Source organism: Pantoea sp. R102, from assembly GCF_004916815.1.
In the GTDB taxonomy this organism is placed as follows: Bacteria; Pseudomonadota; Gammaproteobacteria; order Enterobacterales; family Enterobacteriaceae; genus Pantoea; species Pantoea dispersa.
Window position 1 is genome coordinate 1 of the sequence record NZ_SDFT01000253.1, and the last position, 11,531, is coordinate 11,531.

Annotated in this window: 10 protein-coding genes and 1 pseudogene; 3 read left to right on the forward strand and 8 right to left on the reverse strand. The window is 59.9% G+C overall.

Going from position 1 to position 11,531, the window contains the following annotated elements; all coding sequences use genetic code 11:
- The 3 genes from ERD80_RS21080 to prfB all read right to left on the reverse strand — a co-directional run.
- Positions 1–227: helix-turn-helix domain-containing protein (locus tag ERD80_RS21080; protein WP_136547507.1), on the reverse strand; the 227-nt coding region annotated here is incomplete at its 3' end.
- Positions 228–341: 114 nt separating this feature from the next.
- On the reverse strand, positions 342–1,862 hold the full coding sequence (gene lysS, locus ERD80_RS21085; protein WP_136548425.1) for a lysine--tRNA ligase: 1,521 nt from the start codon (positions 1,860–1,862) through the stop codon (positions 342–344).
- A 9-nt stretch (positions 1,863–1,871) separates the two neighbouring features.
- Positions 1,872–2,970, reverse strand: a protein-coding gene (prfB, locus tag ERD80_RS21090; RefSeq protein ID WP_104093670.1) for a peptide chain release factor 2 whose coding sequence is annotated in 2 segments (ribosomal slippage) — positions 1,872–2,894 and positions 2,896–2,970 — 1,098 coding nt in all. Because the reading frame shifts where the segments join, the coding sequence is not laid out codon by codon here.
- Positions 2,971–3,521: 551 nt separating this feature from the next.
- On the opposite strand from prfB, the gene ERD80_RS21100 reads away from it, so the two are divergent.
- A complete protein-coding gene (locus tag ERD80_RS21100; RefSeq protein ID WP_136548427.1) occupies positions 3,522–6,284 on the forward strand; it encodes an autotransporter domain-containing protein in 2,763 nt (920 codons plus the stop codon).
- Positions 6,285–6,287: 3 nt separating this feature from the next.
- Here ERD80_RS21100 and recJ read toward each other — a convergent pair whose 3' ends face one another.
- Genes recJ through xerD form a run of 3 tightly spaced genes read right to left on the reverse strand, consistent with a single transcriptional unit; the run spans position 6,288 to position 9,654 of the window.
- Complete coding sequence (recJ, locus tag ERD80_RS21105; RefSeq protein ID WP_021506678.1) at positions 6,288–8,015, reverse strand: single-stranded-DNA-specific exonuclease RecJ; 1,728 nt, start codon at positions 8,013–8,015, stop codon at positions 6,288–6,290.
- 9 nt (positions 8,016–8,024) lie between these two features.
- A complete protein-coding gene (gene dsbC / locus ERD80_RS21110; protein WP_136548429.1) occupies positions 8,025–8,738 on the reverse strand; it encodes a bifunctional protein-disulfide isomerase/oxidoreductase DsbC in 714 nt (237 codons plus the stop codon).
- 22 nt (positions 8,739–8,760) lie between these two features.
- On the reverse strand, positions 8,761–9,654 hold the full coding sequence (xerD, locus tag ERD80_RS21115) for a site-specific tyrosine recombinase XerD (protein WP_058757089.1): 894 nt from the start codon (positions 9,652–9,654) through the stop codon (positions 8,761–8,763).
- A gap of 100 nt (positions 9,655–9,754) precedes the next feature.
- Here xerD and fldB point away from each other — a divergent pair, with 100 nt between their 5' ends.
- Positions 9,755–10,273, forward strand: coding sequence for a flavodoxin FldB (fldB, locus tag ERD80_RS21120; protein WP_010616927.1), 519 nt, complete (start codon positions 9,755–9,757; stop codon positions 10,271–10,273).
- On the opposite strand, the gene ERD80_RS21125 is transcribed toward fldB, so the two are convergent.
- Both ERD80_RS21125 and sdhE read right to left on the reverse strand, forming a co-directional pair.
- Positions 10,270–10,689, reverse strand: a complete 420-nt coding sequence (locus ERD80_RS21125; protein WP_125309810.1) for a protein YgfX — start codon at positions 10,687–10,689, stop codon at positions 10,270–10,272. The two genes, fldB and ERD80_RS21125, sit on opposite strands and share 4 nt — an antisense overlap.
- Complete coding sequence (sdhE, locus tag ERD80_RS21130) at positions 10,664–10,930, reverse strand: FAD assembly factor SdhE (protein WP_010616925.1); 267 nt, start codon at positions 10,928–10,930, stop codon at positions 10,664–10,666. Before sdhE ends, ERD80_RS21125 begins: the two co-directional genes overlap by 26 nt.
- A 228-nt stretch (positions 10,931–11,158) precedes the next feature.
- Between sdhE and ygfZ the strand changes: the two are divergent.
- Positions 11,159–11,531 (forward strand): annotated as a pseudogene (ygfZ, locus tag ERD80_RS21135) (tRNA-modifying protein YgfZ); the annotation flags it as partial.

The following is an 11,531-nucleotide window of genomic DNA, read 5'->3' on the forward strand; positions in this document are numbered from 1 at the left end:
TCGTCAGATGAGCGGTTGGGTGAGTGACGGGGCGCGCGGGAGCGGTCCTGAAGGCCGGACGGTCCTTCCTCATCCCAGCGGCGAAGCCACTTGTAGCCGGTGGCGGGAGATATGCCGTAGCGGCGGCACAGCTCGCGGATGTTCGCCCCGTCTTGCGAGGCGAACAGAACAAACTCAGTACGTAATGACATGGTATCTCTCGCATCCCAGGGCATAAGCGACTCCATAAACGGGTTCTTATGCCTTAGTTGTAAGTGTCTACCATGTCCCCGAACAAGTGTTCACGATGTCCCCGGACTGTACAATGGGAGAGGGTTAGGGTGAGGGTGAAGGCAACCTGATTACTTACCGGTCGGGCGCAGAGCCGGGAACAGGATCACGTCACGAATGGTGTGGCTGTTGGTGAACAGCATGACCAGACGATCGATACCGATGCCCAGACCCGCAGTCGGTGGCAGACCATGCTCCAGCGCGGTGACGTAGTCTTCGTCGTAGAACATCGCTTCGTCATCACCGGCGTCCTTCGCGTTAACCTGCTGCAGGAAACGCTCGGCCTGATCTTCCGCATCGTTCAGCTCGGAGAAGCCGTTACCGATTTCACGGCCGCCGATGAAGAACTCAAAGCGGTCGGTGATTTCCGGGTTCTCGTCATTACGACGCGCCAGCGGTGACACCTCTGCCGGATACTCGGTGATGAAGGTTGGCTGAATCAGGTGCGCTTCTGCCGTCTCTTCGAAGATCTCGGTCACCACGCGGCCCAGACCCCAGCTCTTCTCCACTTTGATGTGCAGCGTGTTGGCAATCGCCACGGCTTTATCAAAGTCATCCAGATCGGCGAGGTCCGTCTCAGGACGGTATTTCTTGATCGCTTCACGCATGGTGAGCTTCTCAAACGGCTTACCGAAATCGAAGGTGTGATCACCATAAGGCACTTCCGTCGTGCCCAGCACGTCCTGCGCCAGGGTGCGGAACAGACTCTCGGTCAGCTCGATCAGATCTTTATAATCCGCATACGCCATATAGAGTTCCATCATGGTGAACTCTGGATTGTGGCGCGGCGAGATCCCTTCGTTACGGAAGTTACGGTTGATCTCAAACACGCGATCAAAACCGCCGACCACCAGACGCTTGAGGTACAGCTCCGGCGCGATACGCAGGTACATGTCGATGTCGAGCGCATTGTGATGGGTGATGAACGGACGCGCGGACGCGCCGCCAGGAATCACCTGCATCATCGGCGTTTCCACTTCCATAAAGTCGCGGTTAACCATGAACTGACGAATGCCGGCCATGATTTGTGAGCGAATTTTGAAGGTCTTACGCGAATCGTCGTTGGAGATCAGGTCAAGGTAACGCTGACGGTAACGGGTTTCCTGATCGGCGAGGCCGTGGAATTTGTCCGGCAGCGGACGCAGCGCTTTGGTCAGCAGGCGCAGCTCAGAGATATGGATCGACAGCTCGCCGGTTTTGGTTTTGAACAGCTTACCGCGCGCGCCGAGGATATCGCCGAGATCCCATTTTTTAAACTGCTCGTTGTAGACGCCTTCCGGCAGATCGTCACGGGAAACGTAGATCTGAATCTGACCGCCCACATCCTGCAGGGTGGCGAACGACGCTTTACCCATGATGCGGCGGGTCATCATACGACCGGCTACGCTCACCTCAACGCCGAGCGCTTCCAGCTCATCGTTCTCTTTACTGTCATAGTCGGCATGCAGACGATCGGAGGTGGTGTCACGGCGGAAATCGTTAGGAAACGCCACGCCCTTTTCACGCAGCGCGCTGAGTTTTTCGCGACGCGCTTTCAGTTCGTTGTTTAACTCAAGGGCGGCATCAGCGCTCTGCGGTTGTTGTTCAGACATGTCGGTTCCTTATAGCCCTGCTTTTAAACTTGCTTCAATAAAACGGTCAAGATCGCCATCCAGTACGGCCTGGGTGTTACGCGTTTCTACGCTGGTACGCAGATCCTTGATGCGCGAATCGTCAAGAACGTATGAACGGATCTGGCTGCCCCAGCCGATGTCCGACTTGTTCTCTTCCGCCGCCTGCTTGTCGGCATTCTTCTTCTGCATTTCGTATTCATACAGCTTGGCACGCAGCTGTTTGAAGGCCTGATCTTTGTTCTTATGCTGCGAGCGGTCGTTCTGGCACTGCACCACAATGTTGGTCGGCAGGTGGGTAATACGCACCGCTGACTCGGTTTTGTTAACGTGCTGACCACCGGCACCCGAGGCGCGATAGACGTCGATACGCAGGTCGGCCGGGTTGATTTCGATGTCGATGTTGTCATCCACTTCCGGGTAAATAAATACCGAACTGAAGGAGGTGTGACGACGACCGCCGGAGTCGAACGGGCTCTTACGCACCAGACGATGAACGCCGGTTTCGGTACGCAGCCAGCCGTAAGCGTAATCACCGATGATTTTGATGGTGGCTGATTTGGTACCGGCCACTTCGCCTTCGGACTCTTCGATGATCTCGGTTTTGAAGCCTTTGGCTTCCGCCCAGCGCAGATACATGCGCAGCAGCATGCTGGCCCAGTCCTGCGCTTCGGTGCCGCCGGAGCCGGCCTGAATATCCATGTAGCAGTCGGCGCTGTCATATTCGCCGGAGAACATACGGCGGAACTCCAGTTCACCCAGCTTCACGTCCAGCGCGTCCAGCTCGACTACGGCTTCGTTAAAGGTCTCTTCGTCGTCGGCTTCAACCGCCAGCTCCAGCAGACCCTGCACATCTTCCAGCCCCTGCTGCATCTGGTCGAGCGTTTCAACCACCGCTTCCAGCGAGGCGCGCTCTTTGCCCAGCGCCTGCGCGCGTTCAGGTTCGTTCCAGACGTCCGGCTGTTCCAGCTCGGCGTTTACTTCTTCGAGGCGTTCTTTCTTGGCATCGTAGTCAAAGATACCCCCTAAGAACGCTGCTGCGCTCACTGAGGTCCTGGATACGATTTTTGACCGGATTAATTTCAAACATGGCTTTTCAGTCTTTTTTGACGATTCGGTGAGAGGAGATAAAAGTAACGCGCTAGTTTACCCGAAAGCGCGCCTGGTTTGTAGCTTTGCACATCAATGGCTATACCGCGTATGAACCGGCAGAAAATAATTGCGCCAGTTCTGGAAACCGGCAGGTATGGCGGTTGCCAGAAATCCCGCTGTCACTCGCCATCGGCGCGGTGCGCCTTCAGAATTTTCCTACATAATCACGGCAATAAACGCCAGCTGGCGTCATTAAAACCCATGATTTCTCAAACAAAATCATTAAAACTCCACCATCAGAAATGTCTGGTTCGAAGCGTGATATAGCGCGATTAGCCTGCGCAATGCTGCGCTGTCCTGGCCATCAACCGGCCAGTGCGCACCTTATCCTTTCTGCACCCTGGCGGAATCTCAGGGGTTCGTGCTTCATCTATTGCGTTCTGTCTGTCAGCCACGTTGCTCAGGAGTATTCGTGACAGGGAAAGACTGCATTCAGGCCCGTTAACGTGAACGGGCGACAACATGCCCTGAGAGGCATGAGGAGTTGCCATGCATTATCCTGTTGTTACTTTTCGATCCTCACCGCGCCTGCTGGCGCTGATCATCCCGTTTCTGCTGAGCGCCTGTGGTGGCGGCGGCGGCGGCGGCGGTGGTAGCGGCGGCGGCGGCACCCTGACCCCGGTCACGCCGGTCGTTGAACCTGCGGTGCCGGCCACGGCAGCCAGCAATAAAGTGGGCATCATTGACTCTGGTCTGGCCCCGGGCCGCAGCGAAATTAATTACGCCAACGTGAATTTCTCCAGTTATGTCGACAGCAACACCGCGCTGAATGACAACATGGGGATCAACGGGCACGGCACGCTGGTGGCGATGACGCTGCTGGGGCTGTCGCCTGACAGCGCGCTGTATGTGGCGCAGGCGTCACAAAATAATATTTTCAGCTACGACAATACTGCGCGCGCCGTGCAGGGCTTAGTGGCACAGGGCGTACGCATCTTCAATATGTCCTACGGTTCGCAGGAGCGCCTCACCAGCCAGCAGGCGTTAACCGATGCGCGCCAGCGCTATCAGTCACTGTATCAGGGGCTCAACGCGGTGGCTGCGGCAGATGGGCTGGCGGTGATGATCACCGGCAACAACAGCGGCGCCACGCCGGCACCGGACGTGCTGACACCGCTGATGTATAACGACCCGCAGCTGGCACGTAATCTGCTGGCGGTGACCGGTATCCTGAGTCATACCGGTTATGACCTGCCAGGCCGCGCAGCCGGCACCGGACCGTTTGACGCCTGCGGCGCGGCCGCCGCGTGGTGCCTGACCGCGCCGGGCTATACCGATTACCTGTATCAAAACTCCGACGGCAGCTGGGTGCAGGCGCGCAGCTACGGCACCTCGTTTGCCGCACCGCGCGTGACGGCTGCGGCCTCGCAGCTGCTGCAGCGTTTCCCGTGGATGAGCGGCCATAACCTGCAGCAAACCCTGCTGACCACCGCCACCTACCGCAGTGATGCGCACGATAACGTCGCCGACAGCGCCAACGGGCGGCCATACAATGAGACGTTCGGCTGGGGCGATCTTAACGCCGCCAAAGCCTTAAACGGGCCGGGACAATTCTGGGCAGAGGACTTCAGTGCGCGCCTCGACGGCGGCCAGTATGTGTTCAGCAATGACATCAGCGGCGATCGCGGGCTGGTGCTGGACGGCAGCGAACGCGGCGGTACGCTGCAGCTGACCGGCAACAACAGCTATCAGGGCCTGACGCAGGTCTCCGCCAATAGCCTGCTGATTGACGGTACGATTGCCGGCAATGCGCTGGTAAACGGCAGCGGCAAACTGGGTGGCAGCGGACGCATCGGCGGCAATCTGGTCAACCAGGGATCGGTTAACGGCGGCCTGCAGGTAGCGGGCAATTATCAGCAGAGCGCCGACGGTACGCTCAACGTCACGCTGAACAATCCGCTGCGCGTGACCGGCAACGCGGCGCTTGACGGCACGCTAAACCTGGCGCCGCCCTCCGCCAGCTACGTGGTGAAACAGCAGGAAACGCTGCTGACCAGCGGCGGCGGCGTGAGCGGTCAGTTTAGCCAGGTCAATACCGGCGTATTTCTCGACGGTTCCGTCAGCTATGACGCCCACAGCGTTACCGGCCAGCTCACGCGCAAGAACACCGCCGCAGCGGCACAGGCGATGGGAATGGACAGTGCCAGCGCGCAGCAAACCAGCCGCAACCTGGAGCAGGCGTTTGAGCTGGCGGACCGCTGGCAGGGTCAGGCGACGCTGAGCAGTGCGCAGCAGTCAGCGCTGGCGGCCGCAGGCGCCTTCCAGACGCTGGCGGACACCCGCAGCGCACAGGCGGCGATCAACTCCCTGTCCGGCCAGGCGCATGCCTCCGGCAATGCGGTGCTGTTTAACGCACTGGATTATCAGACGCGCCTGCTCAACAACCGCATTGATGATGCCAGCGAACAGGGGCGCTTTGGCTTCTGGCTGGAGAGCGGCCAGCTGCGCGGCTCGCTCGATCAGGACGGCTATGTCGGCAACCGCTATCGCAATACCCTGACCGCGCTGGGTGCCGACAGCGACTTTGGCCTGCCCGGCCTGCGCCTCGGCATCGCCTGGACGCACACTCAGCTTGATGCCACCTATGACGACACCGGCGGCAACAGCCAGAACAGCCTGCAGGGCGTAATGCTGTATGGGCGCTATGCGGTGACGCCAGCCTGGTACTGGCAGGGCAATCTCAGCTATCAGCATGGACGCGATAAGCTGCAGCGCCTGGTGCTGCTGGACGAGGCCGCGCCGGTCTCCTCTTCCGCCCGCACTGACAGCTGGCAGGCGGCGCTGCAGAGCGGCTATCGCTGGACGCTGCAGGAGGATTATCGCATTGAGCCCTACCTCGGCTGGCGTGAAACCGGCCTGCAAACCGGCAGCTTCAGCGACAGCGGCAGCGCGTTTGGTTTGCAGGGCGACGGCGACAGCTATCGCCGCAGCGTCGGTTACGGTGGTCTGAATCTCAGCGCGCGCCAGGACTGGTCGGCGGGCTGGTGGAGCATGCTGAGCCTGTACGGCGAATACCAGTACGCGTTCAGCAATCCGTCGATGGACGTCAGCGCGCGCTGGAGCGGCTTCGGCAGCGGTCAGCAGAGCTTTACCATTCCGGGTATGCAGCTCGATCGCCGCTCGCAGTGGTTTGGTGCGCGGGTTGATCTGGTGCAGTCGGCACGCGCGCGGCTGTTTCTGCGTGCCGACCGCCACGTGGCCGATCGCGGCGATGAGAAGGTGCTGCGCGGCGGTGTCGACGTCACGTTCTAAAGGTTACGACTGTGGCCAGATATGGTCGATGATCAGCTGTACCGAGCGATTGCCGCGGTATTCGTTGATATCCAGCTTGTAGGCCAGCTGCACCTGACGCACGCTGCTGTCTGGCCACAGGCTGGTGTCCACGTTAAAGGCGATACCATCCAGTAACGGGCCGCCGCCCAGCGGCTCGACCATCACTTTAAGGTGCCGCTCGCCGACCAGCCGCTGCTGCAACAGCTTAAACTGACCGTCGAACACCGGCTCCGGGAACGCCTGGCCCCAGGGGCCGGCTTCCCGCAGCATTTCCGCGGTGTGCAGGGTGAACTCCTGCGCATGCAGTTCGCCATCGGACCACATCACGCCCTGCAGCGCCTCGCCTTCCAGCCATTCGTCGATCAGCGCGGCAAAGCGCTGGCGGAACTCATCGTACTTCGCCTCTTCCAGCGACAGCCCCGCCGCCATGGCGTGTCCGCCAAATTTGATGATCAGGCCAGGATAGAGTGTGTCGATACGTTCCAGCGCGTCGCGCAGGTGCAGCCCGGCAATCGAACGGCCAGAGCCCTTCAGCGTGCCGTCACCGGCGGGTGCGAAGGCGATCACCGGGCGGTGGAAGCGCTCTTTCAGGCGTGACGCGAGGATGCCAACTACGCCCTGATGCCACTCCGGGTGATAAAACGCCAGCCCGAGCGGCAGATCGCGATGCTGGCGCTCCAGCTCATCGCACAGCGCCAGCGCCTCGCTCTTCATGCCCTGCTCAATCTCTTTGCGCGTCTGATTGAGCGCATCAAGTTCGCTGGCCAGCATGCGCGCCTGGGCAATATCTTCCGTCAGCAGCAGCGCAACGCCAACCGACATGTCGTCCAGCCGGCCGGCAGCATTGAGGCGTGGCCCGACGGCAAAACCGAGGTCGCTGGCCGCCAGCTGACGCGCATCGCGGTTAGCAATCTCCAGCAGCGCGCGGATGCCGGCACGGCATTTGCCGGCGCGGATGCGGCTCAGCCCCTGCCACACCAGAATGCGGTTGTTGGCATCCAGCGGCACCACGTCGGCCACGGTACCGAGCGCCACCAGATCCAGCAGTTCGGCCAGATTGGGTTCACTGCGCCCGTCGCTGAACCAGTTCTGCTGACGCAGATGGGCACGCAGCGCCAGCATCAGATAAAACGCCACACCCACACCCGCCAGCGAACGTGACGGGAATGCGCTGTCGCTCAGGTTAGGGTTAACGATGGCTTCTGCCGCCGGCAGCGTTTCGCCCGGCAGGTGGTGATCGGTGATCAGTACCGGAATCCCGTGCTGGTGTGCGGTGTCGACGCCCGCGTGCGACGAAATGCCGTTATCCACGGTGAGGATCAGCTCGGCGCCACGCGCGCGCGCCTGCTCTACCACTTCCGGGCTCAGGCCATAGCCGTCCTCAAAGCGGTTCGGCACCAGATAATCGACGTTGCCGCCCATGCTGCGCAGCGCCAGTACGGTGAGCGCAGTGCTGGTGGCACCATCGGCATCGAAATCGCCCACCACCACGATACGGCGTTGCTGCTGCAGCATCTGGTGCAGCAGCGTCACGGCGCGCTCAATGCCGCCAAGGCTTTGCCACGGCAGCAGGAATTTCGCGCCGCGTTCCAGTTCAGCGGCGTCTTTGACACCGCGCTGCAGGTAGAGACGACGCAGCAGCGGCGGTAAATCATCGGGTAACTGCGCGTCGGCCTGGGCTTCACGCCGACGCAATTCTACAGAGTGCATCACTGTGTCTTAACCACCACGCTTCTGGCCGTCCAGCACCTGCTTCAGCTCCTGCGGTCCCTGGTAGCCAGGGATGATCATGCCGCTGTCGGTGAGGATGGCGGGCGTGCCCTGAATACCAAACAGAATGCCCAGCTTGTAGTGCTGGTCGAGATTGATTTTGCAGCTCGCCGGCGCATCCATTTGCGGTGCGTCGCCTTTCATTGCGGCATCAAACGCCTTGTTGCGATCGGCGCTGCACCAGATGGCGGTCATGGCTTTCTCCACCTGGCCGTGCAGGCCTTCACGCGGGAACGCCAGATAGCGCACGGTGATGCCCAGCGCGTTGTAGTCAGCCATCTGTTCGTGCAACTTGCGGCAGTAGCCGCAGGTGATGTCAGTGAACACGGTGATCACGTGCTGCTCTTTCGGCGCTTTGTAGACAATCATTTCCGGTGCCAGCGCGGCGACTTTTTTCTCCAGCAGCTGATTGGTGACATTCACCGGCTGCGCGCCGCTGACATCGTACAGCGGGCCCTGAATCATGTGCTTGCCGTCTTCGGTGACGTACAGCACGCCGCTTTCGGTCATCACCGTTTTGATACCCGGCAGCGGCGACGGCTGGATTTCCGCCTGCTGCATACCCAGTTTTTTCAGTGATTGCTGAATCGCGCTGTCATCGGCATGGGCCAGCGCAGAAAAGGCGCTGACCAGCAGAGCCAGCGTCGTAACGGTTTTTTTCATCTCAAATCCTTGTTGCCGCTGCTCAGGCGCGCGGATGATGCTGTTGATGTAACTGACGCAGGCGCTCAGTCGCCACGTGCGTGTAAATCTGGGTGGTCGACAGGTCGCTGTGCCCCAGCAACATCTGTACGACGCGTAAATCGGCACCATGGTTCAGTAAATGTGTGGCAAATGCGTGGCGCAGCACGTGCGGTGACAGCTTTTCGCTGTCGATGCCGGCAAGGGTGGCATAGTGTTTGATGCGATGCCAGAAGGTCTGGCGTGTCATCTGCTGCGCGCGGTTGCTGGGGAACAGCACATCAATGGTCTGTCCGTTCAGCAGCCACGGCCGCCCGTGTTCCATATAGTGCTCCAGCCAGTAAATTGCTTCTTCACCTAATGGCACCAGCCGCTCTTTATTGCCTTTACCGATGACGCGCACCACACCCTGACGCAGGCTGACATCACTCAACGTCAGACCGACCAGCTCAGAGACGCGCAGCCCGGTAGCGTACAACAGCTCCAGCATCGCTTTGTCACGCAGTTCAAGCGGTATGTCCGTCGCTGGAGCCTGTAACAGGCGCTCGACCTGATTTTCTGACAGGTCTTTTGGCAGGCGCTGCGGCAATTTCGGCGCTGACAACAGCGCGCTGGGATCGTCACTGCGCAGCTTTTCGCGGTACAGATACTGAAACAGACGGCGCATTGCGCTCAGGGTACGCGCTGAGCTGGTGGCTTTGTAACCGCCCTCAATCCGCTCAGCCAGAAACTGCTGTAAATCAGCGGCTTCCAGCGTCAGCAGCGTGCGCTCATGGTGGTGCAGCCAGGCAGTGAGCGTCTGCAAATCCTGACGATAGGACGCCAGCGTGTTCTGCGCCAGGTTGCGCTCAATCCAGAGCGCGTCGAGAAACTGTTCTATCAGATCGCTGTCCTGCACTGTTGCCCCTCGCCGTGTGAAATCGTGCTCATTATGCCTGAAACTGGCCTGCTTCTGGTACAATTGCGCCAGAGTGAGTTTCAGTCAGAGCATTAATTGCATGAATATCGGTCTGTTTTACGGTTCCAGTACCTGTTACACCGAGATGACGGCGGAGAAAATCCGCGACTTTATCGGTGAAGAATTAGTCACACTGCATAACCTGAAAGATGACGATCCGTCGCTGATGGAGCAGTACGATCTACTGATTCTCGGTATTCCGACCTGGGATTTCGGCGAACTGCAGGAGGACTGGGAAGCGGTGTGGCAACAGCTGCCGGCACTCAATCTGCAGGGCAAAATTGTGGCGCTGTACGGCATGGGCGACCAGGTCGAGTACAGCGAATGGTTCCTTGATGCGCTGGGTATGCTGCACGAACTGCTGCTGCCGATGGGCGTGCAGTTTGTCGGTTACTGGCCGCTCGACGGCTACCAGTTCACCAGTAAAAAACCGCTGACCGCCGATGGTCAGCAGTTTGTCGGCCTGGCGCTCGACGACGTTAATCAGTTTGAGCTGAGCGAAGAGCGCGTCGAGCAGTGGTGTGAACAGATTCTGACCGAAACCGCCGCGCTGCTTTAATGCGGCATCGCGCCATCCAGCAAAAAACAGCGGGCGCGTAGCGCGCGCCACGCGTCGGGCGGCATGCTGTCGTGCAGCAGCCACAGCCGCCAGCGCTGCCCGCGACGGTTACGCAGCACCAGCAACACGCCCCACGGTAGCCAGTCTGGCTGCCGTTGCGCCTGCCAGCGCTCACCGCGCCAGTACCAGTCACCCTTGTCATCCAGCATGAGCGCTCCGCAGCGCTGCTGCAGGCGACACGCGTTACGCCAGCACTGCAGTGTCAGCGGGATCACTACCGCGATCTGAACCCAGGCCCAGCCCGCCGGCCAGCGACAGCTTAGCAACAGCGCGCCACACAGCCCGAACAGCGTCACATTCAGCACCCGCGCGCTGCGTGACGCGCGCAGATCACATTGCCACCGGCCCGCGTTCACGGTTGCGCTGCTGAATCAGTTTCACCATGCGTTTGAACTCGGGATCGGCCGGTTCGCCGTGGTTCATCATCCAGTTAAACAGGTCCGGATCGTCGCTCTTCAGCAGCGCGACAAACACCTGCTTGTCGCTGTCGCTCAGCGAATCATACTCATATTTAAAGAACGGCATGATCGAGACATCCAGCTCCAGCATGCCGCGACGGCATGCCCACTGGACGCGCGCTTTGTCATGAATATCCATGTGTCTTCTTCCACAGCTGATAACAGTGGCGCTCAGTGTACCTGCTTTTTCGCCGCGCTGCAGGCGTGCAACCAGACGCTGCGCGCGGTGACGCACAGCAATGCCACCGGTTACAGGGTTATCACGCGATTTGTGCGCCAGATTCCGCAAACAGGTTGCAATGGCGCACTGCTCTTTTAACATTGGTAAGCATATTACTGGATAAACCTTATTGATCAGGACGGACTCATGCCGATTTTCACCCTTCCGCCTCGCCAGCCCGCTGCGGCGTCGCGCCTGCCTTTAACGCTGATGTCGCTCGACGAGTGGGCGCTGGTGTCGGTGCAGGGCAAAGACAGCACCTCTTATCTGCAGGGTCAGCTGACGCTGGACGTGGCGGCGCTGGACGCAGCGCAGCATCGCCCGGCGGCGCACTGCGATGCCAAAGGCAAAATGTGGAGCAATCTGCGTCTGTTCCATCGTGGAGAAGGTTATGCCTATGTTGTGCGGCGCAATCTGCGCGAGCAGCAGGTGACCGAACTGAAGAAGTATGCGGTGTTCGCCAAAGTGACCATTGCGGCCGATGATGACGCAGTCCTGCTCGGCGTTGCCGGTTTTCAGG

Coding starts and splice junctions, on each gene's coding strand:
- recJ (WP_021506678.1), bottom strand. CDS start 8,015: ATGCACTCTGTAGAATTGCGTCGGCGTGAAGCCCAGGCCGACGCGCAG.
- lysS (WP_136548425.1), bottom strand. CDS start 1,862: ATGTCTGAACAACAACCGCAGAGCGCTGATGCCGCCCTTGAGTTAAAC.
- dsbC (WP_136548429.1), bottom strand. CDS start 8,738: ATGAAAAAAACCGTTACGACGCTGGCTCTGCTGGTCAGCGCCTTTTCT.
- sdhE (WP_010616925.1), bottom strand. CDS start 10,930: ATGGATATTCATGACAAAGCGCGCGTCCAGTGGGCATGCCGTCGCGGC.
- ERD80_RS21100 (WP_136548427.1), top strand. CDS start 3,522: ATGCATTATCCTGTTGTTACTTTTCGATCCTCACCGCGCCTGCTGGCG.
- fldB (WP_010616927.1), top strand. CDS start 9,755: ATGAATATCGGTCTGTTTTACGGTTCCAGTACCTGTTACACCGAGATG.